The sequence below is a fragment of the Thermomicrobiales bacterium genome, from assembly GCA_041390825.1.
Classification (GTDB): domain Bacteria; phylum Chloroflexota; class Chloroflexia; order Thermomicrobiales; family UBA6265; genus JAMLHN01.
The window spans coordinates 1-26927 of sequence record JAWKPF010000021.1; the positions used below are offsets into that span (position 1 = coordinate 1).

The following is a 26927-nucleotide window of genomic DNA, read 5'->3' on the forward strand; positions in this document are numbered from 1 at the left end:
CTTGACGCCCTCGGTGGCGACGACTGGGGTGGGGGCCAGATCGATGCGCCGCAGGACCTCATCGACAACGGCCGGGTGTGTGAGGTGATCGAGACGGTGCAGGGCCTCGGAGTCAGAGAAGACGATGTCGCCCAGCGCTTTCCGGTTCAACGAGCCGTCGTCATTGGCGATCTCGTTGCCGAAGACATCGGCGAGCTGCTGGACCAGCGGAGAGCCAGGACCGGTCAGATCGCGATAAACGAGATCGCCATCGATGATCGTTGCACCGTGATCGCGCAGCATGGACATGACTGCGCTCTTGCCGCACGCAATGTTGCCGGTGACGCCGATCAGATACGGCCGTGTCACGAAACAGCCGCCTCTTCCATCATCTCCTGCAGTTCAGCGCTGGCGGCTTCCCATGCCTCGTAGGCCAACTCCAGCTGCTCCTGCGTCGTGTCGAAGCGCTCGCTCAGGTCGGCCATCTTCTCGAAATCCTGATCGACCTCGGCAATGGTGAGCGCATCGCTGATTTCGTTGAGCTTGCTTTCGAGCCGGGAAATCTCCCGCTCCGCATGCGCGACGGCTTTGCGCACTGCGCTCTCGGAACGATTGTCTCGGGAGCGGGTTGGAACCGGCTTCGGCGCCAGTTTGACCGGTTCTGGCCTGGGTGGAGGCGCAGCGGCGTTTGCAGCTTTCTTGCGTTGATAGTCGGAATAGTTGCCGAGCGACTGGACGACGGTTTCGTCCTCCACCACCCAGAGCTTGGTGGCCAGTTTGTCGATGAAATAGCGGTCATGCGAAACAAAGAGGAGCGTTCCGGGGAAACCGGACAGCATCTCTTCCAGCGATTCGCGCGCCGAGACATCGAGGTGATTGGTCGGCTCGTCGAGCACGAGGAAGTTCGCTCGCTTCAGGAGCAAGAGTCCAAGCGCCAAGCGGGAACGCTCGCCGCCAGAAAGCGCTCCAATTGGCTTGAATACATCGTCGTCGGAAAAGAGAAACCGGCCCAGAAAGGTGCGGGCGGATTCCTCGCCCATCGGTTGCGCATCGAGAACGACCGACAAGGGTGTACCGGAGAGCGGCAACTGCTCATGCGATTGCGCGTAGTAGCCAACCTGGACGTTGGTGCCGAACTCGAAGTGCCCCTTGAGCACGGGAATATCGCCCATGAGGGTGCGGAGAAGGGTGGTCTTGCCTCCACCGTTCGGACCGATGAGGCCGACGCGGTCTCCCCGCTCGATCAGCAGTTCGGGTGTGCGCACCAGGACGTCCTGCTCGTCGAGATTCCCGCGCAGCTTGTTGGCATAGCCAACCGTGAGCTTCGACGTCCGCAGGACGGTTTCGCCGCTTCTGGTCACCGGGGAAATGTTGATGTTGAGTTCCTGATGCTCGCGTGGACGCTCGATGCGTTCGAGCCGGTCGAGTCGCGTCTGCCGGCCGCGGGCTTCCCGGGAGCGCTGTCCGGCCCGAAATCGGCGGATAAACTCCTCGGTCTTCTCGATGAACTCTTGCTGCTCCTCGTACTCCTTCCAGTGCCGAGCTCTCCGCTCCTCGCGGAGTTTCAGGTAGCCGGCGTACGGAGCGGGATAGTCCTCGACACGGCCGAAGGAGAGATCGAGCGTGCGGGTGGTGACCCGGTCGAGAAAATAGCGGTCGTGCGAAACAATCAGGCAGGCGCCGCCCCAACTTCGCAGGAAGTCTTCGAGCCAGTCGAGCATCGCAAGATCGAGATGGTTGGTCGGCTCATCGAGCAACAGCAGATCCGGGTCCGCCAGAAGCGCCTTGGCCAGCGCGACACGGGTTTTCTGTCCGCCGCTGAGCTGTTTGACTGGCTGGTCGAACTGCTCCTCCTCGAACCCGAGTCCGGAGAGAACTTCCTCGGTGCGATGCTCCATCTCGAAACCACCATGGGTCTCGAAACGTTGCTGAAGCTGGGCATACTCATCGATGAGCGCATCGAACGAATCGCCGTCGACGACGCCCATGAGGTGCTCGAGCTCGCGCATCCTATCGGCCGCGGCCATGACGGGAGCGAAGGCTTCCTGCGCTTCCTCGAGCACGGTGCGGTCGGAATCGAATCGCGCTTCCTGCGGCAGATAGGTGACTCGCACGCCGTCGGACTTGACGACGACGCCCTCGCTCTGCTCTTCGATGCCGGCGATGATGCGCAGCACGGTCGATTTGCCAGCGCCGTTGACGCCGACCAGAGCGACGTGTTCGCGCTCGGCAACCTGAAACGAAATACCGGAGAAGATTTGCTCGCTTCCGAATCGCTTTCCAAGCTGCTGGACAGAAAGAATGGTCGGATTAGGGGGCATTGCGCTTACCTGGACAGACGAATATCGGTCGTCTCATGTGAGCCGATCAGCCGGAAAGTATACAAATGCGCGCTCGCGCACCCGGGTGGCTTGTGCGCATCGAGCGGCATCCCTACACTCACGCGCGGCGGATGACCCATTAACGCGACCAAGGACGAACAATGCTCTGGCCAGAAGGAACCCACCGTACAGCCGACGGCGAACTTATGATCGGCGGCGTCTCGACCGTTGCGCTCGCCGAAACGTATGGAACTCCCCTCTACGTCTTCGATGAGGCGACACTCCGGCATCGGGCGCGGACAGCCGTGGCCGCCGCGCTGTCGGGTGGCCCGGGGAGCCGGGCGGTGTTCGCTTCGAAAGCGCTGGAGCTGCCTGCGATCCTGACCATCCTGGCGGAAGAAGGGTTGGGCATCGATGTCGTCTCCGGGGGAGAACTGTTCGTTGCGCTTCGGAGTGGGGTCGATCCGAGCGTCATCACATTTCACGGCAACAACAAGAGCCGCCAGGAACTGGCGGAGGCAATCGACGCCGGGATCGAGCTGATCGCCGTCGACAACTTGCATGAACTCGATCTGCTTGCCGAGTTGACACAGGGGCGTGACACACCCGTTCCGGTGATGCTCAGGGTCAACCCCGGCATCGACGTGCATACCCACGACAAGATCGCCACCGGAGTGCTCGATTCGAAGTTCGGCTTCCCCCTCTGGAACGGTGACGCAGCAGAAGCGGTCGTACGCGCGATCGAGATTCCGGGAATCACGCTCAAGGGATTCCATTGCCACCTTGGATCTCAGCTCTTCGACGAACACGTTGCGGAGCTGGCAATCGAGAAGATCATCGCCTTCGCAGCAGAGATGCGGGCCAGACACGGAATCGAGGTGGAAGTTGTCTCACCCGGCGGGGGAATGGGCATTTCATACCTGGAGGGAATGCCGGAGATGGACATTGCCGAATGGATGGGTGCGACTGCCGACGCGCTCGAGCGCAGTTGCGCGCATGCGAAACTGCCGCAGCCATCGCTCGTGTTCGAGCCGGGCCGTTGGATAGTCGGTCCAGCGGGAGTGGCGCTCTACACAGTCGGGTCGCGACGGTGTATCGACGGCGTCCGCACCTATGTCTCGGTGGACGGCGGAATGGCGGACAATATTCGCCCCTCTCTCTACGATGCGGAATACACGGCCGAACTGGCCAACCGAAACGGCGAGGGGACGGAAACAGTCACGATCGCTGGGAAATACTGCGAATCGGGCGACGTGCTGGTTCGCGACATCGCGCTTCCTCGCCTGGAAGCGGGCGATTTGCTGGCCATTCCGGCGGCAGGCGCCTATTGCATTCCTATGGCGAGCAATTACAATCTCGCGCTCAAGCCTGCGGTCGTGCTCGTCTCTGAGGGAAAGGCGACGCTGATACGACGGCGGGAGACCTATGCCGATCTGCTCGCGCTCGACATGGTTGCCGTCGGCGCCTGATCTGACCGATGTCACAGATTTGCACGGACTGACGTTTGGTAGTAGCGTTGGGCATCCCCTCTGACCGACGCTGGAGGAAGAAGCGACCGAACCGCGCCTGAGCGCCCAGTTTCACCGAGCGACCTTCCAAGCGTCCGGAGCAATCGATGTCGAATCGCACGCCGCAAGACGACCAGTACGAAGGAGATGAGTCCAACCAATGGCCTCGCTCTGAGGCATCGCAGCCACTTTTCAACCGATCCAGACATGACCAGTTCGATGGCGCCGCAATGAATGGCGGGGCGATCGAAGGTAATGGAGGCCATGATTTGAGCGAGGATGTACTACTCGAGCTCGAGGACGGGACGGATGACGCGTTGTTCCTCGAAGCAATCATCGAAGCCGTCGATACTGAAGCAACCACCAGCTCGTCGATCGAACCGCTTGCCGATGTCGATGCTCCAGCCGAACTGGATGATGACATCGTCGAGGCGTTCGAGATCGAAATCGAACAGGTCAACTTCGACGTTGGCCCGGCGAATCTGGACGATTCCGTGCGCATGTATTTGCGGGAGATCGGCCAGGTCAAGCTGCTCGATGCCGCAAGGGAGATCGAGCTGGCCTCGGCGATGGAACGCGGGGCGTACCTGGCGCAGCGCCGGGCGCAGCTTACCAACGACTTTGGGGAACCTCCTGCCGCCGATGTGCTTGGGCGAGCGCTCTTCCATTCGTTCGAGCAAGGGTGGCCGCACATCGAAGGGCTCTATGCCCTTGCCTATGATGATGATCCCGACATCGGCAAAGATCGCATGCTTCGGGCCGTGCTTCCGCTCAGCCAGGTGCCGAGCGAACATGTCAAGGTCATTACGGAGCAATACGAGCTTTCGCCCGAGGAATTGGAAGGTTCGATTCGCCAGCGGTTCGTCGAGTGGGAACTCTTCCCGTCGGTGCTGCAAAGCGAAGTGCGCCCGCGCCATCAATGGCCGAGCTCGGAACTCGTCGATCAGATTTTCCGCGAGCGATCGAGTCGTCTCGAGGGCGTCTGGACTCGCACGATCGAATCGGGCGAACGCGCCAAGATCGCGCTGACCGAAGCGAATCTCCGTTTGGTGGTTTCCGTTGCGAAACGCTATTCGCAGCGTGGGATGAGCATGCTCGACTTGATCCAGGAAGGGAACCTGGGGCTGATTCGGGCCGTCGAGAAGTTCGACTACCACAAGGGATTCAAGTTCAGCACCTACGCCACCTGGTGGATTCGGCAGGCAATCACGCGCGCGATTGCGGATCAGGCGCGCACGATTCGCATTCCGGTGCACATGGTGGAAACGATCAACCGGGTGATTCGCAAGAGCCGCCAACTGCAACAGGAGCTTGGACGCGAGCCAACTTCGGAGGAGATCGGCGAGGCATTGGAGATGCCGCCGGACCGTGTGCGCGAGATTCTCAAAATCAGCCAGGATCCGGTCTCGCTGGAAATGCCGATCGGCGAGGAAGAGGACAGCAACCTGGGCGATTTCATCGAGGACTTGAAAGCGCCTGCCCCGGCCGATATCGCCAGCAACGAGGACCTGAAGAAGCGTGTCAAGGATGCGCTCGGCACGCTCTCATCGCGCGAGCGGGACGTCATCATGATGCGTTTCGGCATGATCGATGAGCGGCCGCGCACGTTGGAAGAGGTTGGCCGAGAGTTCAATGTCACTCGCGAGCGGATTCGCCAGATCGAAGCCAAGGCGCTGCGGAAGCTCCGTCACCCGAGCCGGGCAAAGACATTGAAGGATTTCCTCGAGTAGCCGGTTCGTTTGCGCCACCCGTCTGCTTGCGGCTGTGGCCGGGCAGAGAGAATCGTCGCGTATGCTTGTCAGGTTCGCTCGCTTTGGGGCGAACCTGATTTTTCGACGGAAAGATCGTCCCCAGTGCTCATCGATCGTGCCCAAATCTATGTCAGAGCCGGTGACGGCGGAAACGGCTCCATGTCGTTTCGCCGCGAAAAGTTCGCGCCCAAGGGCGGTCCCGATGGTGGCGACGGAGGCCGCGGTGGCGATGTGGTGCTCAAGGTCGCGTCGAATGTCACGAGCCTGATCGAGTTCCAATACAACCAGAAGTTCATTGCCAGGAACGGTGGGCAAGGACTGGGGCGCCAAAAGACCGGCAAGTCGGCGCCGCGGCTTGTCATCAAGGTGCCGCCCGGCACCGTTGTCTGGGACGACGATTCCGGGGAGATCATTGCCGACCTGACCGAGGACGGAGAAACCTTCCGCGTCGCCAAAGGTGGACGCGGCGGGCTTGGAAACGTCCATTTCAAGACGTCGACTCGCCAGACGCCGCGTATCGCGGAATTGGGCGAGCCGGGCGAAGAGCGCAGGTTGCGTTTGGAATTGCGGCTGATTGCCGACGTCGGGCTTGTCGGGCTGCCGAACGCTGGAAAGTCGACTCTGCTCGCGGCCTCGACCCGCGCCACGCCGAAGATCGCAGACTATCCATTCACCACGCTGGAGCCGAATCTCGGGGTGGTGCAAATCGGCGGCCGCAGCGGCCCCACCTATGTCATGGCGGATATTCCTGGGTTGATCGAGGGCGCCGCGGATGGCACCGGATTGGGTCACGACTTTCTGCGCCACATTTCACGCACCGCCGTGCTGATCCATGTGCTCGATGCCTCGGGCGGACTCGAAGGCCGCGACCCGATGGTCGATTTCGAGACGATCAACAACGAATTGCGCTCATACGACCCGGAACTTGCCAGGCGCCCGATGCTGGTGGCCCTGAACAAAGCCGACCTGACCGAGGCACAGGAACGCATTCCTGCCCTGGAAACGGCCATTCATGCCCAGGGGCTGCGCACGTTTCGCATCTCAGCAGCGACCGGGCAGGGCGTTCAGACGCTTCTCGAAGCAACCGAAGCAACGTTGCGGGAAGCGCGAGAGGCAGCAGTGCACGAGCAGAAACCGCAGGAACGCCGCCGCTACACGTTGTCCGAAGCAGATGAGCGCGCGTTCAAGGTAACTCGCACGGGTGAAACGACCTACACCGTGAGTGGCGTGGCGATCGAACGGCTCACACGGATGACGAACTTGACCAGATGGATCTTGTCGAGCGGTACCAGCGTGTACTGGAACGGAGCGGTATCTCGAACGAGCTCGAAAACAGGGAGTCGAGCCGGGGACGTTGTCACCATTGCCGATTTCCCGCTGATCTGGGGCGAGGAGTCTGGAGCTCCCGAACTGCCATCACGACGAACGGCCAAGGAGTTGTTATGTCGGCTTCGGCGCCGGACGATCTCGAGGGGGAAGGATGTAGAGATCTACGATCTCGACGATGCCGACTACGAGCCGGAGTGATCGGCGACGAAGATCTCGACGGTGACGACTTCGATCCGGCGGATTTCGAATTGGTCGACGATGACGATGAGGAGTAGGGGATGATCAGCCGGTGTTTCTGCTCCGCCAGCTTTTCCGCGTAGACGCCGCGGTAGCTCTCCGGGAGTAGCCGCGCGATTTCGAGCATGATGATATCGGCCGCCTCGGCGGCCGATATCTTTTTCCCATCGACCGTGCGCGGCAGGTAGAACGGCTCTGCAGACGATGTGCTACCACCTGGGCGATCCGCCCTGGCGTAGCCGCGCGGTGTCCCCTTCGACCCGCTGAATGGCAGGTGTTCTCCGACCTCGAGATTGCCACCGGAGCACCGGGCGCCCGTCTTGAGCGCCAGCAATCCAACCTGGCCTGGCTTCGCTGGAGCGCGCCAGTGACGCTGCGGGTGCCTTCGGCATAGATTCCGACAGCCAGACCCTTCTCGAGACGCTCCTCTGCCTGGCGCAGGCTTCCCGGTCGAACTTCCCGCGATCGACTTCGGGAACCCTCCCGATGCTTCGGAGATCTGGCCAAGACCGGTGTGTCGAAGAGTTCCTGTTTTCCCATGAAGTTCAGCGGCCAGGAAGATAGAACTCGATGCTGGGATCGAGATTGTGCAAATGGTTCGACACATAGAGCAGCGGGCCGAACGGGGGATATTGTCGACGCCTTCCTGGGTGATATCGGCCACACGGTGAAGCCAGGGCCAGATGGCCCAGTAGGCGCGAGCTTGCCGCGCGCCTGGCGACGCGCGCTCTGCGCGAAATAATTTCCGGGTCGAGTCTCGACCGTGAACGGCGCTTGCGCCAGACTGGTCGCTGAGCGCTTGGTAGGCATCGACAATGCGGTCGGCAACCTGGTCGACGGAAAGATCGTCTGTGTGAACCACGAGCGCGTCCTTGTGCAGCTTCAGCGGAGAGGTCGCAATGTGATGAACGCATCGCGCTGTTCGAGCTCGCTACGGACATCGTCGATCGAGACACTGGCTCCAGAACGTTGAAGATGAAACGACGGCGCGCGCGCTCTTCGATGCCAGCGTCGAGGAACACCTTGAGCCCGGCGTCCGGAATGACCACGGTCGCGATATCACGCCCCACCATGACAACCGGGCGCCCACTGGCGATGCTGCACGGGCAAGAGCGCGTGCGCACCGCGGATGGGCCGAGACTTCGAGACCCAGCGATCGACTCCTGGTGTCCGAATCGCGCTGGACACGTCTTCGCCATCGAGCAGCACCGCTCCAGAATCGAAATTGCGATCGAAATCGACTTGGTCAATGTAGCCAGCGCGGACCCATCGGACGGCGCAATGCCCTGGCGAATCGACGCGAGCGTGACGGCGCGATAGAGCGCGCCGGTATCGAACATGGTGATGCCGAGCCGCTCCGCCACTGCGCGGGCAACGGTCGCCTTGCCGGAGGCCGACGGTCCATCGATGGCAATCACGCGCAAATGGGCCAGCGCTCATTCGGATTCACCTTCGAATGGTCGAGGCCGACAGCTTCGTAGAGACCGCCGACCTCGCCGGGACGCAACTCGCGTGACTGGCCGACCCGCAGTGCGCCCAACGATCGGAATCGATGCGCGTACGGCGTAGCCGGGCGACTTCGATCTCGTGCTTATCCATCATCTTGCGCACAACCCGGTTGAGTCCTTCATGGATGACCATTTGAGCTCGATCCCTTCGGCGGTCTCAGGCAGAATGCGGAACTCACGCGGAACGACCAGCGTGCCATCCACCCTGGCACCCTTGCGGATCGCCGCCATTGTGGCATTCGCGGGCCGAAGGTGCGTGAGAATCTGGTACTCCTTGTCGATCTCATACGCGGATGCATGACACGGTTGGCGAGATCGCTGTCGTTCGTCAAGAGCAGCAACCTCTTCCGTCTCCCGGTCGAGACGACCTATGGGATAGACCCGCTCTCTCGTTCGACTGTGTCCATGACGGTGCGGCGTCCGCGCTCGTCACTGGCGGTCGTGATATAGCCCGAGGCTTGTTCAGCATGAGATAGCGTTTCTGCTGTTGCACCAGGAGTCGGCCATTGACTTCAAGATCCGGTCGACGGCGGGATCGGCCTTGGCGCCTGTGCCTTCCGCACGACCTTGCCGTTGATTTCGACTCTGTCGAGGATGAGCTGTTCCGAGGCGCGGGCGGGCGATGCGATGCCGTGGGCGGCAATGATGCGCTGGAGCCGTTCCATGGCCAGGGCAGTGCCGGCTTGCAGCACCGGCCGCGTCGCAACGACTGTAATGCCACTGAAGAACAGCACTGTGCTGACCGGCGCATCAGGTTCGGCTGGCGGCCCGAGCTGGAGGAGATAGCGAAGTGAACCGCACTGGCGGAAGGTGAACGATGGCGTGGTCGTCTCCTCAGCCGGACGTTCCAAACCGCCAATTCTTGTGAGTCCCGGGGAACGCTGCATCGCCAGGCTGGACCCAGCGATAGCTCTCATTCATGGCGCCAATGACCGTGCTCATATCGTCGAACCGCATGTCGGTTTCGGCAATTTGAACCTGGTCTTCATCGAACTCGATATCGCTGCCGAGCACCACGCCAATCACCATGTTGCCGTTGCCCTCGTCGAGCAGCACGACCAGACAAGCGCCAGATTCCATCAGGGTGCCTGTCTTGCCGCCGATCACCCCGTCTTGCCCGGAAAGATCTTGTTTGTGTTGGTGAGCGTCATTTCGCGGGGATTCGCGCCTCTGGGTCGTCAGGGTATAGGTTGGCACGCTGGACGCTTGCGCGATCTGGGGAACGGCGAATGCGTGGCTGGCGATGATCGCCAGGTCGCGCGCCGTGGTGGTGATCCTCGCCGCATACAATCCGGCGGCGTTGGTGAAATGGGTGTTCTGCAAACCCAGATATTCGGCGGTGGCGTTCATTTCCTGCACGAACTGCTCGACCGGATCCTGTCGCGCCTTCCGCTGCCAGCAGGTTCGATCCGATGACTCGCGCCATGGCATGCGCCGCATCGTTCCCGGACGGCAGCATGATGCCGTATGAGTTGCTCGACGGACAACACGTCACCTTCCAACAACCTCTGATGAAGGACTCGCCGTCCTCGGCGGCCGATGTCGCTCGCGTCGGGCCGCCTACCAGCGCTTGCCAGTCGGTTGTGTTGTTGGCGATGACGAGCGCGGTCATCAGCTTTGCCAGGGCCAGCCGGGGAGCGGCGCTCATCAGCATTGAGAGAAACAAGGGGAGCACCGGCTGTGGCGTCTTCGACGAAGACGGCTTGCGCCGTCACCCCTTCGGGCGGAGCGATGGCCTGAAGGCCAGCTGGCGCGGCATTCTCGGTCCGCGCGCGCTCCCGGCGCCAAGAGAACCGTCGAGATCACCAGCGCCGCCAGACAGCGCAGCATCCGCCCATATCCCGTTCCCTGCACCTTGGACACGACGACTCCCAAACAGTCTTCGAACCCGGGGCGACCGCACCGGGCGCTGCACTCGCGGAGTATACCGACTGCGCGGTCCTTGCCTCGTTCAAAGCCGGATCAGAGGCGTGCGGTACCATACCAATTGGGCCTGACCATCAGTTCGGCCCTGATTCGACCCGTTTGACAAACCGGTATCATGCCTGATTTCGTCCGCTTTGCAGCCATTGGCGACCTTCACATTCTTCGCACCACAGTGCCGTCGGACTTTGTGCGGCAGTTGATCGGCATCGAACGACACGCCGATTTTCTGGTGGTGCCTGGCGATATTACGAATGGCGGTCGATCCAGAGGTCGAACTGGCGGCCGAACTCTTTCGACGCATCGACATTCCCATCGTCGGCGTCATGGGCAACCACGACCGCCGCACGATGCGCCGGCGTTTCCTCCAGATTCTGGAGTAAGTTTGGTGTCCGGATGCCGATGGCGACACGTGGGTATCTCGGCATCGGTATCGCCGGAGCGTCCGGTTCGGGTGGCGGATTCTGGCCGGAAGAACCAGCCGGATCCCGTCTCCACCGCGCCTGGCAGGCGCGCTGGCCGGGCGTGCCCGCAGAGGCAGGCGAATCGCCTGGATGGCGCGCTCAGCACGCTGCAGACTCGACGGCGGATCGCGCTGCTGCATTTCGCGCCAACAACGGCCACGCTGGTTGGCGAAAACCACCGCTCAAGTACTGGCTGCTTGGCAATTCGGCGCTTGGCAATGTGGTCGGAGAAGCACCGCGTCGATCTGGTGCTCCATGGGCATGCACATATCGGCTCGCTCTATGGCCAGACTCCGGGAGGAGTTCCGGTCACGTTGCTGCCGGTGTCACCGGCGGCGTATCCATTCATGAAGTGCCGCTCGATCCCGAACTGCCGATCTCCACGTCGCCACTGATGTTGGCGCGGGTCTGAGACGATCATGCTGGTGCTGGATTTGGCTCGGTATCGCCGTATCTCCCCACGAAGGAAATCCTGGCTGCTACGTGCGGCTGCCCGAGCGTGATCTTCCGGCCGACCGCTCCATTCCCAAGTGCTGCGCGAGCGGCTCGCCATGCTCCATGACGTCTCGTCGGAGCGGATCGCGCTTCCGCACGACGAGCACCGATTCAACCGCTGCTGGAGCGCCAGCGTGACGTGCCCTGGGTGACCTACTCGCCGGGTGGTCATTCGCTTGGCAGCCCAGCCTCGCTCTCGATCGAACGCGATCGTCGTTTCCGCATCGACACAGCCCAGATCGAAGCCACGCCGCGTGGATCGGTCGCATTGGTGATGACACCGAACGATCCGACCGGAAACGCGATTAGTCACAACGGCCGCTCAGCTCGGACGACGGTGCAGTCTCTTGATCCTGGATGAACGGTCGGCCGAGATGCAACGCAGATCGATGCCGATCCCGCTGGTGGAGGAGTTCGATTCTGATCGTGCTGGCGCGGTCGTTTGCCGATTGGGCAGGTTTGGGAACAGATGCCCTGGGTATGCGATTACCACCGTTGATTGCGAAGACACTGATCGATCTGGCGACCTCGCGACTGCCGGCGTGCACGCGGCGCTGCGGCGGTAAGCAATGCGGCTCAGCTCGACGCGATCGCGCATCGGGTGCGACTCGAACGAATGCGGCTCGGTCGGGATGCTGCGCAAGCTCAATTTCCTCGCGCTGTTTCCCAGCGACTCGGATGCGCTGGCGCAGGTCACACGAGGCGATCGACACGATCGCTGCTGCCTTGCAGGAACGTGAGATTCGCGGTGTTCGCACCCGCCGACGATCGGCTGCGCGAAACCCTGCGTTTTTCCGCGATCTCGCCGGCAGCAACCAGAGCGCCGTGACGCCTGGTGGAAATCAGCCGAACCGGGGCGATCGACTGATCAGAATCTGGCAATCGCTCTTTCTGACATTCGAAGAGTTGATCGAGGCCAGTGCTGGCGAGGACGAGCAGCTCGGTGAGTGTTCCATGCGAGAACGGCGACTTTTCAGCGGTGCCCTGAATCTCGACGAACGCCTGTTGATCGGTCATCACCACATTGAAATCGACATCGGCGGCTGAGTCCTCCGCATAGTCGATATCGAGGAGCGGCGTCCCGCGAACGACTCCGACGCTCACTGCGGCAACGGCCGCCTTGAGGGGATCGCGCGACATGCGCCCGTCATCGCGCAGTGCCTACGACTGCGCGAGCGCCACATATCCACCGGTGATCGAGGCGCAGCGCGTACCGCCATCCGCCTGAATGACATCGCAGTCGATGATGATCTGCCGTTCGCCCAGCGCCTTCAGATTGACCACCGATCGGAGCGAACGGCCAATGAGTCGCTGAATCTCGACGGTGCGGCCACCCCATTTACCCTGAACGGCTTCTCGCTGGGTCCGTAACCCAGAAGCGCGCGGCAGCATCGCGTATTCGGCAGTGACTCAGCCGCTGCCCTGACCCTTCATCCAGCCGGGAACCTTTTCTTTCGACGGTCGCCGTGCAGAGCACATGCGTATTGCCCATCTTGATTAGCGCCGAACCCCGGCATTCGGGCGACCGGCAATGATGTCGACGCTGCGAAGCTCCTCCGGGCTTCGCCCACCGATTCGTCCCGCGCTCATTCTGCTCCCTCTGGTGTTTCATTCGCTGTTTCGTAGATTTCACGCAACGCGCCGCAGCCTGTTCGTCGATCACGCTCGAACCCGCGAATGTTGGCCGGTAATATCGCTGCCCGGCGAGATTCTCGGGCAAATTCTGTTGTGCCAATGATCCCCATCAAAGTCGTGCGCGTAGCGATACCCCTTGCCGTACCCAAGATCCTTCATGAGCCCAGTGGGGCGTTGCGCAAATGGATCGGGACGGGTCATTGCGCGTCGACTCGACATCCTCGCGCACCGCGCCGTACGCCCGATAGACGGCGTTACTTTGGCGCCAGCGCAAGATAGACCACGAGTTCGGCCAGCGCCAACGCTCCTTCGGGCATTCCCAGGAAGTGGATGGCCTGTTGCGCCGCCATTGCCAGTTGCAACGCCTGCGGTCGGCCAGTCCGACGTCCTCGCTGGCGAAACGCACGAGCCGGCGCGCGACGTAGAGCGGATCGTCTCCCCGTTCGAGCATGCGAGCAAGCCAATAGAGCGACGCGTCAGGATCCGAACCGCGCAAAGTCTTGTGCAGTGCCGAGATCGTGTCGTAGTGATCTTCACCAGACTTGTCATAGGTGGCGGCGCGGCGCTGGGCGGCTTCCTGACGAGTGCAACATCGATCCGCTTGTCGTCCAGTCCGGCGGCAGCGAACTCGAGCGTGTTCAGCGCGAAACGCGCGTCACCGTTCGCCAGGTTGACCAGCAGGTCGATGGCTTCGTCGTCGATCCGAATGTCTCTTCGTCCCAAACCCCGCTCGGTGTCTGCCAATGCAAGCCGGATGATCCGCTCGATATCGGCATCGGTGAGCGGCTGGAGCACAAACAACCCGCGAGCGGGAAAGCAAGGCGAATTGACCTCGAACGATGGGTTCTCCGTCGTCGCGCCAATGAGAAATGACCGTACCGTCCTCGACATATGGCAGGATCGCGTCTGCTGCGCCTGTTGAAGCGGTGGATCTCGTCGATAAACAGGACGGTTCGCTGGCCATGCATGCCGAGCCGGTCGCTGGCGTCCTTGATGGCGGCGCGCAAATCGGCAACACCCGAGGAGACCGCGCTTACCGAAACGAAATGCGCGTGTGCAATATGATGATACGGGCGATGGTGGTTTTCCGGTGCCCGGTGGACCCCAAAGAACAATGGAGGAGAGTTGATCGGCCTCGATCGCGCGGCGGAGCAGCGCCCGGTCCGAGCAGCTTCCGTGACCGACGAGCTCGTCCAGCGAGCGCGGACGCATGCGCGCGGATAGCGGCGCCTTGCGGGCGAGCTGATCCTCCTTGTCTGCGCTGGAAGAGATCGCTGAATAGAGCTGGACGACGAAGGCAACGGGTCGCTCAGGGTGCTTCGACGTCGGCTTCGAGCTCGTCGATCTGCTGATTGAGCAGCAGCATGCGCGCTTCGATTTCCTCGATCGAGGAAACTCCCAGCTCGTTCATATCCTCGAGCAACTCCTCGAGACGATCGAGTTCCTCGTAGTGCTCGTAGAGCTCAGTGGACTTCGCGTTTTTTGGATTGGCCACGGCAAGTTCTCGCAGTGAGCTACATGGTGACGATCAGGACGGCGAGGACGATTGCGGCCACGGCGAGGAACTCGACCAGGTCGCGGCGGCGCACCATACCATGCTGGGTCTGCACCAGCAAGATACCGGCAACTGCATAGAATGCGACGAGCAAGACGCCGCCGCCAGTCCAGCCGTAGGTGAGCCACCAGTTGACGTAGACCATGGCCACAGACATCACAATGGCGCCGAGGAAAGCATAGAACGCCCGCTGCGGCATTGGCGCGGTGCCGCGCTCGAGGTTCTCCAGCAGCAGCAGAAACGAGAAAATGGCCACCAGCGGAACGGACCACCAGAGCGACATCTTGTTGAGGTAGATCGCGCTCAGGCCGAGAAACGCCACCACATGGATGACGATGGTATGGACCGTTGCCGCGGTGCGGAGCGTGGTCTCGGTCGCGTCGTCGAGCAAGTCGCGCGCCAGCAACGAGCCGCCGACCGCGAAGAAGGCGATCACCGGTCCCGCCACGAACATGGCGGTGCTGTGCAATGTCGCAACCAGCATGATCGCGGCAAACATACCGCAGGTGGGAATGATCCAGGCAGTGGGGTAGTCACGGGTGCGGCGCGGGTGGCCCAGCGCGGCGGCAGAGCGCGCTGCCGAGATCTCCGAGAACTGGGCGCCAACGGCGATGAGCAAGGTGAAGAGCACCGCCAATCCCCAGAAAAGGGGACCAGTCGTCTCTGTGGCCGGGGTGCCGGTAACCGATTCGCGCTCCCGCACGGCGAGAATGGCAAGGATGAGCAAGAACGCTGCCGCGATCAGACTGACGACGATACCCTGGCCGTAGACGGGCTGCCGCGCACGCTCGATCGACGCCCCGACTGGCGTGTCGGCACGGCTACTCAGGCCTGTTGTTGTTTTGTTGGCGTCGTCCACCGGGGTCACATCGGTTACCCCGGGGGTTATTTCACGCCCTGCAGACATTGCTGTCGAGCCCTTCCTGTCCGCTCCCATCGTACTTCGGAAGTGTGCCGAACGTCACATTCCTGCCGCGACCTCGTCCCAAATGCGGATAACCTCCGTCATGGGAATCGCGCCTTCACGAATGAAACGGAGCGTCGCGCCATCGATTGCGACTACGGTGGATGCTACCCCGCCCGGAGTCGTGCCGCTATCCAGAATGATGTCCAGATCTGTACCGATCGTCTCCGCCACCTCGCGCGCTGACCGGGCGGGGGGTTCCCCGCTTCGGTTGGCGCTCGTGCACGCAACCGACCCACCGGCCTTTTCGATCACCTCGATGGCAATGTAGTGATTTGGGAGTCGGACGCCGACCGTATTTCCCGGGCCAATGACCTGGTCCGGGAGACTCGCTGTGGTGGGGAGGACAACCGTCAACGGGCCGGGCCAGAACGCATCGAGCAACGGGATGACTGCATCGTCCAATGTCACCAGATGAGATAGCGCGTCGATCGACGAAACCAACACGGGCAACGGCTGACCGGTCGGTCGTCCCTTGATCTGGCAGAGCCGTTCGACCGCGGCAGGGTGCGCCAGTGATGCCGCAATGCCGTAGACCGTATCGGTTGGGATCGCCACCACACCGCCGCTGGCAACGCGTTCGGCCGTCCATTCGATCGCGCGCGGCGCCGCCTGGTCGAGGAGCGTGATTCGATGCGGTTCGTTCGGCTCAGAGCCTGCGACAGATGATTCGGTGTGCATCTAGAGACTCGCCTTGATCGTGGCGACAAGCCTGGGATTGATACCGTCGACCGCCAGCAACTCTTCCTCGCTGGCTTCCCGAATTGCGGAAACCGAGCCAAACTGTTTCATGAGCGCTTTCTTCTTCTTGGGTCCGATTCCGGGAATGGTGTCGAGACTCGAGACAAAGGACTGTTTGGAGCGCTTCTGGCGATGGAACGACACCGCGAAGCGATGCGCTTCGTCGCGCACGCGCTGCACGAGATAGAGCGCCTGTGAATCGCGTGGGAGGATAACCGGAATGGGATTGCCAGGCAGATAGAGCTCTTCATTCTCTTTGGCAAGCCCGGCCATCGGAACGTTCAGTCCAGTTTCCTCCATCGCAGCGAGCGCGGCATTGAGCTGACCTTTCCCGCCGTCGATGATGACGAAATCGGGCAGGGTGGTCCATTTGCCCTCCGTCTCTTCGTCCCGATCGGCCGCACGCTTGAAGCGGCGCCTGATGACCTCGTGCATGCTGGCGAAATCGTTCGGACCGTCGACGCTCTTGATGTTGAAACGGCGATACTCGCGTTTGGCCGGCCGCCCGTCCTCGAACACGACCATGCTGGCAACGGTGTTGGTGCCCTGGAGATTCGAGATGTCGAAACACTCGATGCGCCGGGGAAGCCGCGGAAGATCGAGCGCGTCGGAGAGCTCATTGAGCGCTGCGGTCATGCGCATTTCATCCGAGAGGAACTTGACCCGATTCTGCTCGAGGTTATCGGTTGCCGACTTGGCGACCATCTCCACCAGCGCGCGCTTCTGACCCCGCTGCGGGACAACGATCTCCACCTTGCCGCCGCGTCGTTCCTGCAACCAGGTGGCAATCACCTCATCTTCTCCTGACGGGAGAGGATGTTGGAGAATGAGCCGCGCGGGAATCAATGCGGCTTCGGCATAGAACTGCTCGACGAATCCACCGATCAGCTCGGACGGTTCGTCCTCGATCCGCGCGCTCATGGGAAAGAACTCGGAGCCGAGCAGCTTTCCGTTGCGGAGGAAACTCACCTGCACACCCGCATCACCCCCGGGACCTTGAGCGACCGCGATCACGTCCGCATTGGTGCTGTCCGCGCTAACAACCTTTTGCCGTTGCAGGACGTGCTTGACCGCGTCGATGCGGTCGCGCACTTCGGCGGCGCGCTCGAAGTTCCAGGCGTCAGCCGCTTGCTGCATCTCTTCCTCCAGTGGCCGGAGGATCTCATCGCCTCTCCCATTCAGAAAAAGCGCGGCGCTCTCGATTGCCTGAAGGTATTCCGCGTGCGTGGTGGCGCCGATGCAGGGCGCCAGGCATTGTTTGATGTGGTAGTAGAGGCAGACCTCATCGTGTCCGGTGATCTTCTTCTCGCACTTGCGGAACGGAAAGAGCCGATTCAGGAGATTGAGCGCCTTGTAGGCGGATCCCGCGGAGGTGTACGGGCCGAAGTAGCGCCCACCGTCCTTGACGATCCGCCTGGTCGAGATGATCCGTGGCCACTCCTCGTTGGTGATCTTGAGATAGGGATACGTCTTGCTGTCTTTCAGCATGACGTTGTACTTGGGTTGGAGCCGCTTGATGAGCTCGTTTTCGAGGATGAGCGCCTCGGTGGCCGAATCGGTCCGGATGAACTCGAAATCGGTCACATGCCGCATGAGCTCGCGGGTCTTGGGGTCGCGCCCCCGCATGGACTGGAAATAGGAACGCACGCGATTGCGCAGCACGATTGCCTTGCCCACGTAGAGCACCGTGCCGTCGCTGTCTTTGAGCTGATAGATGCCCGGTCCGGTGGGGAGCGCGGACAACCGCTTCGAGAGGGTGTCGCTTGGAGTCGTCATAACGTCTATCTAGAACAAGTGTACGTCACATTGCAGTCGACACGCCAATCTGCTCGACGGCCTCGACGATGAGCGACCCTGCACGCATTCGCCGTTCGGCGGAAAGGGTAGGGGAAATGACCGCTTCGATGTCGATCTCATCCGGGGTGCGAACACCAAGGTCCAGATCGGTCGCTGCCTGCACGAGCGGGTCCTCCCAGGGACCGGGACCACGAAATCGACCGCGCTCGGCCGGCAGGGCGAGCGTCACAAGCTCGGCAACCATGATGTCCGGTGTTGCGAGCAGAAAGGTGAGCTCGTTTTTGCGGTCGCGGCTGACGATTGCGTAGCGGTCCGGATGCACCGCCAGGGCGATCTCCGCCGTCAGTCCATCGGTGGTTCCGCCGAACCGAGCGCCGGCGCGCACGATCGGATGCGCGAACGCTGCCCACAGCCCGATGGCGATCACAGGGCGAGCGGCAGTCTCGTTGCGGAGGTCGTTGATTGCCAGCAGTCGCTGGCTCCCAACCAGCGACGAGGGCATCTTGACGGTGCTCAGCCGTTGCGCGCGTGCATCGACATCGACGTCTGTCCAATAACCGCCGCGCCGCAACATGCCGGATGGTGCCGACGATGGACGAACCCACTCCGCGCAGGTGGAGAGCGGAACTAGCACTGTGCAAATCTGCTGGATTGTCCGGTCCATCGTCCCGCGTGGAGCGGCCACTGCCGTCGAGCAGCCGATGCAGTCATCCTGTTGCCCGAAGCAACTCAGCGCGTCGGTGAGGTCGGAGCCGACAACCAGCGTGGTTCTTGCCGGGTCACTCGACGCAGGGGCATCGCGAACCCGAATCATCCTTTGACTGCGCCAACCGCCAGTCCTGAGACGATCCACCTCTGCAGCAGGAAGAAAAGCACCAGGATTGGGAGGGTGATCAGGATCGCCATTGCCGCAAAGTCGGACCAGGGAGTATTGGACGAGTACTGCCCAACCATACCATTGAGCCCCATCGCCAGTGTGAAGCGGCTGGGATCGGTCAGGAAGGTCCATGCCAGCACGAACTCCGTCCACGCGGCCATGAACCCAAAGAGCACGGTGATGGCGATCGCAGGGGCGATCAGCGGCAGGATGACGTCGAAGAATGCGCGGTTCGGATTGGCTCCATCGACCAGTGCCGATTCTTCGAGTTCTCGCGGCAGCGTGTCGATGTACCCGCGCAGATTCCAGATTGCAAACGGGAGCGCGCCGCTGGTGTACGCGATGCCGACGCCAAACAGCGTGGTCCGCACGCTCTCGGTCGTGCCAGGTATCTTGATCTGGCTCAACAGAACGAACAGCGGCGCCAGTGTGGCGACCGATGGCAGCATCAGCACCGCGATGAAGAGAAAGAGGCCCCACTTGCGCCCGGGAAAGTGGAAGCGCGCGAAGGCATAGGCAGCAGTAACCGCGAACGCGACCACCACGAGACTGACGCCAACCGAGAGCACGAGACTGTTCTTCAGCATGGTGGAGAACATCACGTTGTTGGCCTGCGGCTCGGTCAAGACGCGCTTGTAGGCGTCGAGCGATGGCGAGGGCGGAATGATGCTGAGCGTTGTCGGCCGGCTGATGTTGCGCCCGTCGAGCGACATCGAAACGATCCAAACGACCGGAAAGAGCACGGTGATGGCAATGAAGACCAGCGCGATATGCGCCAGGATGTCTTCGAAGAGCGGGCCTTTCGGCCGTGAGGTGCGTGCGCGCGTTTCGGTGCGGACGATCGATTCCTCCGCGGCGAGCGACCCGGTTTGCGAGAACTGAGAGTCAAGCATCGGACCACCCCTCCAAACCACGGGCGACACGGTTTTGCGCCAGGGTAATGACCAGCAAGATGAAGAAGACCATGATGCTGAACGCGGCCGCCATCCCATACAGACCGTTTGGATTGACCAGCTTGAACGCTTGCGTGACAAGAATCTCGGTCTTGCCGTAGGGGCCGCCGTTAGTAATGAAATAGATGATGTTAAACTGATTGAACGTCAGGATGGTGCCGTACATGATGGCCGGCACCATGGCCGGACGGAGCAGGGGAGCGGTGATATCCCAGAACTGCCGCCAGCGCGATGCGCCGTCCGTGCGGGCTGCCTCATAGAGATCGCCGGGGATCGACTGCAATGCTCCGGTCGCGATCACCATCATGAATGGCCAACCGAGCCAGACATTTGCGATCAGGACCGCGAAGAACGAAAGCGGCAGCAGATCGACGCCCGGTATCGGTGGCGTGGTGGACGTGAGCCAGGCGGTGTCGCTTGGCAACCCAAGCTCACCCAGCAGCAAGTTGATCGCCCCGAACTGGGTGTCGAACATGTTTTTCCAAACAGTCGCCACGACGAGCGGGGGCATAGCCCATGGAATCACGAAGATAGCGCGCCATACCCGCCGCCCCAGGATGCGCTTCCGGTTCAGCAGCAGGGCAACCGCCACACCGATGACAACGTGGAAGAAGACGTTGCTGATCGTCCATACGATGTTGAATGCAAGGATGTTCCAGAAGTCAAAGTTTGGCAGCGGAACCTGGTTCTTGATGATGCGTTCGTAGTTGCGCAGGCCGACCCAGCTCGCATTTCCGGTGCGCAGGTTCTTGATAGCAAAGTTCGTGAACGAGAGATAGATCTGATACCCGATGGGATAGAAGGTGACAATCGCCAGCACGATGAACGCAGGCAGGATGTAGAGGTACGGGAGCTTGTAACGCTGCCACCAACTGGCGCCGCTTGCTTTTCCCAGCCCTTCGATGGGACCGGTGCTCTTCTGCTTCGATGGAGCGACCATGCCTCGTCACCTTTCGTGGTGATACGTGCGGGTCCTTGATTGAAATGTGGCCGGCCCCGAGAATCGGGGCCGGCCAAATGGCTTGCTACGCGTCCATCAGGCTGATGGCGTCGTCGATTTGCTTGGCCGCGTCCGCAGCCGCTTGCTCTGGCGTGGCGCTGCCGTCGAGCACCTTGCCGATCATGTCTTGCGCCGGGGTCCAAACCTGTCCCATCTCGGGAACCGTCGGCATTGGCGTGGAGTTAGCGGCCTGCGCCACGAATGCGCTCGCAATTGGATTGGCCGACACGTCGACACCAGTGTTGGCCGGCAGATGACCCGCGCTATCGGCCAGGATTTGACCGACCTCGGCGCCGGTGAAGAACTCGGCGAACTTGGCGGCCAACGCAGCCTGGTCGTCGTTCAGGTTCGAATTGACCATGATTTGCTTCACACCCAGGAAGGGAAGGGCTGGGGCGTCTCCGTTTTCGGAGATGACCGGCAACGGGGCCACGCCCACCTTGTCCTCGCCGAGCGCAGCCTGGTAGTCGGCAACCGCCCACGGGCCATTGATGACCATAGCGGCCTTGCCCTCTTTGAACAGCGAGCTGATGGCGCCGTCATCGTTCTGGTACGTGACGCCCGGCTGAGAGGTGAGGTCTTTCAGCCAGCTCAGGAAGGAGACGGTCTCTGGCGAATTGAATGCCGACGTCATCTCCTCCGTGAAGATTTGCCCGCCCCATCCGAAGAGATACCCGGCGGGATGGTAGAAGTTCGAATAGAGCGCGAAGCCAAAGGTGCCTGCATTTGCACCGGCGATCTCGCCAGACATCTGCGCCAGCTCGGTCGAGTTTGCGGGCGCGGTGGGAACCAGGTCGGTGTTGTAGAAGAGCGCGACCGTCTCGATGCTCTCCGGCAGTCCGTAGAGTTGCCCGTCGAATGTCAGAGCCTGGACCGCCGAGGGGACGTACTGGCTGAGCGTCTCTTCGGGGACCAGACCGTTCAGCGGTTTGATGAGATCGGCGCTCGCAAGCTCGCCAGTCCAGTCAGCCGGACCGATCAGCAGGTCCGGACCGCCGCCGGTGGCGACTTCGGTCTGATACTTGTTCTTGAGCTGATCGAAAGGGACCGCCAGCACGTTGATCGTGATGCCTGGATTCGCGGCTTGCCAGGCAGGGATGATCTCCTTGTTCAGAGCGTCGGCCTCTGAACCGGTCCAGCCATGCCACAGTGTGAGGGAGCCTGAATCCTGCGCATGGGCAGGAGCCATCCCAGATGCGAAAAAGGTCATGGTCAACAGGAAAGCCATGACCAGCGACGTTGCGCGTGACATTCGTCCGTGCATCATTCCCTCCATCGGTTGTATCGTCCCGGCGGCCCATGCCACCGGTTCCCTTGGTGTACCGGCAATTGTAGTGCTGGAAGCCGGGCTGCCAGGGCGGTAATCGTTACAGAATCGTGCCAGTTTTCCGGAAGGATCGATGCAGAACCGCCAAAATGTGTTGTCGAGTGGGCGATCGACTGGTCTGAGCGCGTCATGACCGGAACGGACTTGATGCGCGAGGTGCCCGTTCCAGCGCCGTTCTCTCTCGCGGCAACCTGTGGACCGGTGGATTGGGCGCGGGGCCGCTGGCCCAACGAGGACTGGATTGGCGGGGAGCTGATCTGGGTTGGCTGGGAGGGCGATCGTGTCGTGCATCGCCGGGTTCGCTCGTCCGGCGCATCGCTTTCGATTGGCGGCGACGCCGATCCGGAACTCGACCGGATTTGGGCCTCCAGCAAGCTGTGCATCGACCACTGCATGCCTCGGCCCGTGGACCCGGTGATTGCCCGGATTGCTCTCGCGAATCCCGGGCTGCGGCCGCACACCTCTGGCAGCCTCTTTGCAGGACTTGTCGACTCGATCGTTGGGCAGAGCATCACGGTCATGGCCGCAGCCGTCGTGTCCGCCCGGATTGCGTCGCAGTTCCACCCGGGAATCGAAGTCGCAGGGCGTATCTTCTGGCCGCTTCCACGACCGGAAGACCTTGCGAATGCCGATGTTGCCCGGCTACGACGCACCGGGCTCACCTGGAAGCGTGCTGAGGCCCTGATCGAGGCAGGGCAGACCGCGCTCGATGGACGTTTTCGCGAGCGGGATCACCCGTCGGCCGAGGCGCTCAGAGAGATGTTGCTGGAGCTTCCGCTGGTTGGGCGCTGGACAGCAGAATCAGCGATGCTCTGGGGCATCGGCGCTGGCGATGCCTTTCCGATGGGCGATGTCGCGCTGTTGCGCGCCGCCCGGAAGGCGTACGAGCAGCCGGAGATGACCATGACGGAACTCGAGGAGATGTCGCGCGGTTGGGCAGGGCATCGGGGCTGGGCCTCGCGGCTGCTCTGGCTCGAGCTGTTCGGTCCGGCGCGTTCGTACGCGTGCGGACCAGAATAGGCGGGGCGGGACACGTGCTCTATACTCCGTGGGCTCTCGGAGCTTGTTTCCGCTGAGCGTGACGCGCTGCCTTGCCCTGGACTTCGGATGCTCCCGGTCGATATCAGTCACCTCATCGAAACAGTCGGCTATGTCGGCATCTTCCTCATCATCTTTGCCGAAACCGGGCTCCTCATCGGGTTTTTTCTTCCGGGTGACAGTCTCCTCTTCACCGCCGGTTTCCTCGCGTCGCAGGACATTCTGAACATCTGGATCCTGGTGCCTGTGTGTGTTGTAGCGGCGGTGCTCGGCGACCAGGTCGGCTACTCGCTCGGCAAACGATATGGCCGCGGGTATTTCAACAAACCGGAGTCACGTCTCTTCAAACCGAAGAATCTCCTGCTGGCGGAAGAATTCTTCGAGAAGCACGGAGGGCGAGCGATCATCCTCGCGCGGTTCATTCCGTTTGCGCGTACCTTCGTGCCCGTTGTTGCCGGGATCTCGCAGATGCCGTATCGGCATTTCGCGTCGTACAACGTCATCGGCGCAGTGCTGTGGGGCGCTGGATTGCCGATCCTGGGGTACTTCCTCGGCAGCGCGATCCCGAGTGTGGACCACTATCTCCTGCCGGTGATCGCGTTGATCCTGTTCATTTCGGTGTTGCCGTCGGCCTATCACATGTGGAAAGAGAACGGCGACCGGATCAAGTACATCACCCGGGTCCAGCTGCGGGAGATCTTCGGCAAGGGTGACGCCGAGTAAACAGCGCGCTCTGGCTGGCGCTTGCTGCGAGGCATGCCGGGACGCTGCCGGCAGTGATGCCCACGAGTTTCATGTGTGAGACGCGCCAGCCCTTTCGTGTGAGTGGGCTGGCGCGATTGGCTCGTGAGACTAGCCGACCTGCGGGATATGGGTCATGGCTTCTTCGATGGCCGCTGCCGGGTGCTCATAATCCTGCAACGACCCGGAGAGGAATGTGTCGTACGCGGCCATATCGACCGCGCCGTGACCACTCAGGTTGAAGAGGATCGTGCGTGCCTCGCCGGCTTCCTTGGCGAGCAGCGCCTCGTCGATTGCCACGCGGATGGCGTGGGTCGGTTCCGGCGCCGGGATGATGCCTTCCGACCGCGCGAAGGTGACTGCCGCCTCGAACGCCGCGACCTGCTTGACCGCCTGCGCTTCCAGGTATCCCAAATCGTAGAGATGGCTGATCAGCGGAGCCATTCCGTGATAGCGCAGACCACCGGCATGGATTCCCGCCGGCATGAACGTGTGCCCGAGGGTGTGCATCTTGAGGAGCGGCGTCATGCCCGCGGTATCCCCGAAGTCGTACGCGAAGACACCTCGGGTCAATGTTGGGCAGGCGGCCGGTTCCACGGCGATGATGCGTGCCTTGCCGCCGGCGAGTTTGGCTGGCATGAAGGGGAGGATGAGTCCGGCGAAGTTCGAACCGCCGCCGGCGCAACCGATGATGACATCTGGCTCCGCGTCGGCCATCTCGAGTTGCTTGATGGCTTCCTGCCCGATGACGGTCTGGTGCATCAGCACGTGATTGAGCACGGAGCCGAGTGCGTACTTGGTGTCCTCGCGGGTGGCCGCATCCTCGACCGCTTCGGAAATGGCGATGCCAAGCGAGCCGGTGGAATCGGGATCGGTGGCAAGAATGGCGCGCCCGGCGTTCGTATCCATGCTCGGGCTGGCGACGCATTCGGCGCCCCAAGTCTCCATCATCGCTCTGCGATAGGGCTTCTGCGCATAGGAGATCTTGACCATGTAAACCTTGAGATCGATCCCGAAGAACGCGCACGCCATCGCCAGTGAGCTGCCCCATTGGCCGGCGCCGGTCTCCGTAGCGATGCGCGCGACTCCGGCCTCCTTGTTGTAGTAGGCCTGCGGCACAGCGGTGTTCGGCTTGTGGCTGCCTGAAGGGCTCACACCTTCGTACTTGTAGAAGATCTTGACATTGGCCGGCAGGTCGAGCGTCTTCTCGAGACCGCGCGCGCGGTAGAGCGGCGTTGGCCGCCAAAGGCGATAGACATCCTGCACCGCCTGGGGGATCTCGATGTAGCGCTCCTGGCTGACTTCCTGCTTGATCAGCTCCATCGGAAAGAGCGGAGCCAGGTCTTCCGGTCCAATCGGTTGGCCGGTGCCAGGATGCAGCGGCGGCGGCAGCGGCGATGGCAGATCTGCCTGCACGTTGTACCAGGCTTCTGAGAGTTGATCCTCGGTCAGCAGGTACTTGGTCGTCCGGTCTTTGCCCATGATGTGCCCTCGTTTCACGCTACGTGCCATGGAGCCAGTGCGGCTCCCGTGCTAGACGGTGATCTTCCTATATCCCCGCGACCTGTGTCGACTGTCCAGGCAAACGAGCATATCCAGCACGCTTGTCTCGTGCGACGCAACCCTCGCTCGCATCCCGAGAACCGCCGCTATTCAGACGAGAGCCAGCCCTTGCGCTTGAAGACCGCCCACAGAACGACGCCGACCCCCAACATCATCAACAGCGACAACGGGTAGCCCAGCTTCCAGTGCAGTTCCGGCATGTGGTCGAAGTTCATGCCATAGATCGTCCCGACCAGCGTTGGGGCGAAGATGATGGCAGCCCAGGCAGAGATCTTCTTGACCTCGTCGTTCTGACGAAGCGAGATCTCGGAGAGCCGCTGCACCTCTTCATTGCGTTGTAGCCCGATGATGGCGATGTTGACGCTCAGAACGTTCTGCAGAATCTCCCGATAGGACTGCACCTGCTCCTCGACTTGCGCGACATGATCCTGGACGTCTCGAAAATAGGCGCTGAGCTTCGGATCGATCGTGAGACCGTCGCGTCCCTCGACGATCGTGGCAAGGATTGCGCTCAAAGGCGCAACCGCCCGCTGGAAATCGATTACCTCGCGCGCGAGCGAATAGGTCCGCCTGGAAACATCTGGCTGGCCGCCGAACACTTCCGTCTCGATCTCGTCGATGTCGTGCTCGAGATCGCTGACCACAGTTCGGTAGTCGTCGACGACCTGGTCCATGATGCCGTAGAGCACGGCAGCCGGCCCCAGCGCAAGCAACTCCGAGTCTTCTTCGAGGCGGCGCCGGACCTTACGCAAGTCCGGTTCGGCGCCATGCCGGATAACGATGATGAAGTCGGCGCCAACGAAGAGATGGATCTCGCCGAAGTCGATGATTTCTTCCGGATCGACATAGTGGACCGTGCGCAAGACGATGAAGACGACGTCGCCGTATCGCTCGATTTTCGGTCGCTGGTGGGCCTGGACAGCATCGTCAACGGCAAGCTCGTGAATGCCGAACTCATCGGCAACCGCCTGAAACTCCTCGGGAGTGGGCTCGTGGAGGCCCATCCATGCCATCCCGCGCGTCGCGAGAATGAGCTCGGACGTTTCTTCGATTGTCTTGGGGGTGGACGCTTCCTTGCCGTCCACATAGATCACGTTGTTGACGATCACACTCTGGCCTCCTGCCGGATCGGGCAGGCGGAATGATATGGCATTGGCGGCGTTTGTCACGAGCAGCTACCTGGGGCGCTCCCGTGCCGAGAAGACACAGTGTCGCGAGATC

The 26927-nt window shown here is 61.7% G+C and carries 23 protein-coding genes and 1 pseudogene; 8 read left to right on the forward strand and 16 right to left on the reverse strand.

The genetic code is table 11. The features are described 5' to 3' along the window. On the reverse strand, positions 1 to 348 hold a 348-nt coding region (coaE, locus tag R2855_12265; GenBank protein ID MEZ4531781.1), incomplete at its 3' end, for a dephospho-CoA kinase. Then, complete coding sequence (locus R2855_12270) at positions 345 to 2300, reverse strand: ABC-F family ATP-binding cassette domain-containing protein (GenBank protein MEZ4531782.1); 1956 nt, start codon at positions 2298 to 2300, stop codon at positions 345 to 347. The genes coaE and R2855_12270, both read right to left, overlap by 4 nt. 161 nt (positions 2301 to 2461) lie before the next feature. Here R2855_12270 and lysA point away from each other — a divergent pair, with 161 nt between their 5' ends. The 3 genes from lysA to obgE all read left to right on the forward strand — a co-directional run bounded on the left by lysA (position 2462) and on the right by obgE (position 7086). Then, entirely contained in the window at positions 2462 to 3769 is a 1308-nt protein-coding gene (gene lysA, locus R2855_12275; GenBank protein MEZ4531783.1) for a diaminopimelate decarboxylase, read from the forward strand. A 308-nt stretch (positions 3770 to 4077) separates the two neighbouring features. Next, positions 4078 to 5538 carry an RNA polymerase sigma factor RpoD gene (rpoD, locus tag R2855_12280; protein ID MEZ4531784.1) on the forward strand — a complete coding sequence of 487 codons (1461 nt, stop codon included), beginning with the start codon at positions 4078 to 4080 and terminating at the stop codon, positions 5536 to 5538. A 123-nt stretch (positions 5539 to 5661) separates the two neighbouring features. Then, a complete protein-coding gene (obgE, locus tag R2855_12285; protein MEZ4531785.1) occupies positions 5662 to 7086 on the forward strand; it encodes a GTPase ObgE in 1425 nt (474 codons plus the stop codon). Between the two features lie 2059 nt (positions 7087 to 9145). Here the strand turns inward: obgE and R2855_12290 are convergent. Both R2855_12290 and R2855_12295 read right to left on the reverse strand, forming a co-directional pair. Beyond that, complete coding sequence (locus R2855_12290) at positions 9146 to 9484, reverse strand: hypothetical protein (GenBank protein MEZ4531786.1); 339 nt, start codon at positions 9482 to 9484, stop codon at positions 9146 to 9148. Then, positions 9468 to 10064, reverse strand: a complete 597-nt coding sequence (locus R2855_12295) for a hypothetical protein (protein MEZ4531787.1) — start codon at positions 10062 to 10064, stop codon at positions 9468 to 9470. The genes R2855_12290 and R2855_12295 overlap by 17 nt, the downstream gene beginning before the upstream one ends. 746 nt (positions 10065 to 10810) lie before the next feature. On the opposite strand from R2855_12295, the gene R2855_12300 reads away from it, so the two are divergent. The 3 genes from R2855_12300 to R2855_12310 all read left to right on the forward strand — a co-directional run bounded on the left by R2855_12300 (position 10811) and on the right by R2855_12310 (position 11876). Continuing rightward, positions 10811 to 10939: a hypothetical protein gene (locus tag R2855_12300; GenBank protein MEZ4531788.1), complete on the forward strand. Its 129-nt coding sequence runs from the start codon at positions 10811 to 10813 to the stop codon at positions 10937 to 10939. A 19-nt stretch (positions 10940 to 10958) separates the two neighbouring features. Then, complete coding sequence (locus R2855_12305) at positions 10959 to 11432, forward strand: hypothetical protein (protein ID MEZ4531789.1); 474 nt, start codon at positions 10959 to 10961, stop codon at positions 11430 to 11432. Positions 11433 to 11663: 231 nt separating this feature from the next. Beyond that, positions 11664 to 11876, forward strand: coding sequence for a hypothetical protein (locus R2855_12310; GenBank protein MEZ4531790.1), 213 nt, complete (start codon positions 11664 to 11666; stop codon positions 11874 to 11876). Between the two features lie 332 nt (positions 11877 to 12208). Here R2855_12310 and R2855_12315 read toward each other — a convergent pair whose 3' ends face one another. The 10 genes and pseudogenes from R2855_12315 to R2855_12360 all read right to left on the reverse strand — a co-directional run bounded on the left by R2855_12315 (position 12209) and on the right by R2855_12360 (position 22304). Then, positions 12209 to 12655, reverse strand: a complete 447-nt coding sequence (locus tag R2855_12315) for a hypothetical protein (protein MEZ4531791.1) — start codon at positions 12653 to 12655, stop codon at positions 12209 to 12211. A gap of 21 nt (positions 12656 to 12676) precedes the next feature. Next, positions 12677 to 12913, reverse strand: a pseudogene (locus tag R2855_12320) (ribonuclease PH). Between the two features lie 1546 nt (positions 12914 to 14459). After that, a complete protein-coding gene (locus tag R2855_12325) occupies positions 14460 to 14645 on the reverse strand; it encodes a hypothetical protein (GenBank protein ID MEZ4531792.1) in 186 nt (61 codons plus the stop codon). Positions 14646 to 14664: 19 nt separating this feature from the next. After that, the gene (locus R2855_12330) at positions 14665 to 15612 is read right to left on the reverse strand and encodes a hypothetical protein (GenBank protein ID MEZ4531793.1); all 948 of its coding nucleotides are present in this window, start codon (positions 15610 to 15612) and stop codon (positions 14665 to 14667) included. A 54-nt stretch (positions 15613 to 15666) separates the two neighbouring features. After that, complete coding sequence (locus R2855_12335; protein ID MEZ4531794.1) at positions 15667 to 16350, reverse strand: L-threonylcarbamoyladenylate synthase; 684 nt, start codon at positions 16348 to 16350, stop codon at positions 15667 to 15669. Beyond that, positions 16351 to 18186: an excinuclease ABC subunit UvrC gene (uvrC, locus tag R2855_12340; GenBank protein MEZ4531795.1), complete on the reverse strand. Its 1836-nt coding sequence runs from the start codon at positions 18184 to 18186 to the stop codon at positions 16351 to 16353. A 25-nt stretch (positions 18187 to 18211) separates the two neighbouring features. Beyond that, positions 18212 to 18781 (reverse strand): hypothetical protein, encoded by a 570-nt coding sequence (locus tag R2855_12345; GenBank protein ID MEZ4531796.1) that lies wholly within the window; start codon positions 18779 to 18781, stop codon positions 18212 to 18214. Positions 18782 to 19017: 236 nt separating this feature from the next. Then, a complete protein-coding gene (locus R2855_12350) occupies positions 19018 to 19977 on the reverse strand; it encodes an ABC transporter permease subunit (protein MEZ4531797.1) in 960 nt (319 codons plus the stop codon). Then, entirely contained in the window at positions 19970 to 20977 is a 1008-nt protein-coding gene (locus R2855_12355) for a sugar ABC transporter permease (protein ID MEZ4531798.1), read from the reverse strand. Before R2855_12355 ends, R2855_12350 begins: the two co-directional genes overlap by 8 nt. A gap of 85 nt (positions 20978 to 21062) precedes the next feature. Further along, positions 21063 to 22304 carry a maltose ABC transporter substrate-binding protein gene (locus R2855_12360; protein MEZ4531799.1) on the reverse strand — a complete coding sequence of 414 codons (1242 nt, stop codon included), beginning with the start codon at positions 22302 to 22304 and terminating at the stop codon, positions 21063 to 21065. 189 nt (positions 22305 to 22493) lie between these two features. On the opposite strand from R2855_12360, the gene R2855_12365 reads away from it, so the two are divergent. Together R2855_12365 and R2855_12370 are read left to right on the forward strand one after the other, a co-directional pair. Next, positions 22494 to 23384: a hypothetical protein gene (locus R2855_12365; GenBank protein MEZ4531800.1), complete on the forward strand. Its 891-nt coding sequence runs from the start codon at positions 22494 to 22496 to the stop codon at positions 23382 to 23384. An 87-nt stretch (positions 23385 to 23471) separates the two neighbouring features. Then, positions 23472 to 24125: a VTT domain-containing protein gene (locus R2855_12370; protein MEZ4531801.1), complete on the forward strand. Its 654-nt coding sequence runs from the start codon at positions 23472 to 23474 to the stop codon at positions 24123 to 24125. Between the two features lie 129 nt (positions 24126 to 24254). On the opposite strand, the gene R2855_12375 is transcribed toward R2855_12370, so the two are convergent. Next, entirely contained in the window at positions 24255 to 25625 is a 1371-nt protein-coding gene (locus R2855_12375) for a TrpB-like pyridoxal phosphate-dependent enzyme (protein MEZ4531802.1), read from the reverse strand. 167 nt (positions 25626 to 25792) lie between these two features. Further along, on the reverse strand, positions 25793 to 26815 hold the full coding sequence (locus tag R2855_12380; GenBank protein MEZ4531803.1) for a magnesium and cobalt transport protein CorA: 1023 nt from the start codon (positions 26813 to 26815) through the stop codon (positions 25793 to 25795). Positions 26816 to 26927 lie beyond the last annotated feature (112 nt).

Excerpts from the sequence above, each read along its gene's own strand:
- R2855_12270 (MEZ4531782.1), bottom strand. The coding sequence starts at position 2,300 with ATGCCCCCTAATCCGACCATTCTTTCTGTCCAGCAGCTTGGAAAGCGA.
- lysA (MEZ4531783.1), top strand. The coding sequence starts at position 2,462 with ATGCTCTGGCCAGAAGGAACCCACCGTACAGCCGACGGCGAACTTATG.
- R2855_12295 (MEZ4531787.1), bottom strand. The coding sequence starts at position 10,064 with ATGCCATGGCGCGAGTCATCGGATCGAACCTGCTGGCAGCGGAAGGCG.
- R2855_12300 (MEZ4531788.1), top strand. The coding sequence starts at position 10,811 with ATGGCGGTCGATCCAGAGGTCGAACTGGCGGCCGAACTCTTTCGACGC.
- R2855_12305 (MEZ4531789.1), top strand. The coding sequence starts at position 10,959 with ATGGCGACACGTGGGTATCTCGGCATCGGTATCGCCGGAGCGTCCGGT.
- R2855_12315 (MEZ4531791.1), bottom strand. The coding sequence starts at position 12,655 with ATGTCGCGCGATCCCCTCAAGGCGGCCGTTGCCGCAGTGAGCGTCGGA.
- R2855_12330 (MEZ4531793.1), bottom strand. The coding sequence starts at position 15,612 with ATGTCTGCAGGGCGTGAAATAACCCCCGGGGTAACCGATGTGACCCCG.
- R2855_12335 (MEZ4531794.1), bottom strand. The coding sequence starts at position 16,350 with ATGCACACCGAATCATCTGTCGCAGGCTCTGAGCCGAACGAACCGCAT.
- uvrC (MEZ4531795.1), bottom strand. The coding sequence starts at position 18,186 with ATGACGACTCCAAGCGACACCCTCTCGAAGCGGTTGTCCGCGCTCCCC.
- R2855_12345 (MEZ4531796.1), bottom strand. The coding sequence starts at position 18,781 with ATGTTGCGGCGCGGCGGTTATTGGACAGACGTCGATGTCGATGCACGC.
- R2855_12350 (MEZ4531797.1), bottom strand. The coding sequence starts at position 19,977 with ATGCTTGACTCTCAGTTCTCGCAAACCGGGTCGCTCGCCGCGGAGGAA.
- R2855_12355 (MEZ4531798.1), bottom strand. The coding sequence starts at position 20,977 with ATGGTCGCTCCATCGAAGCAGAAGAGCACCGGTCCCATCGAAGGGCTG.
- R2855_12360 (MEZ4531799.1), bottom strand. The coding sequence starts at position 22,304 with ATGATGCACGGACGAATGTCACGCGCAACGTCGCTGGTCATGGCTTTC.
- R2855_12365 (MEZ4531800.1), top strand. The coding sequence starts at position 22,494 with ATGACCGGAACGGACTTGATGCGCGAGGTGCCCGTTCCAGCGCCGTTC.
- R2855_12370 (MEZ4531801.1), top strand. The coding sequence starts at position 23,472 with ATGCTCCCGGTCGATATCAGTCACCTCATCGAAACAGTCGGCTATGTC.
- R2855_12375 (MEZ4531802.1), bottom strand. The coding sequence starts at position 25,625 with ATGGGCAAAGACCGGACGACCAAGTACCTGCTGACCGAGGATCAACTC.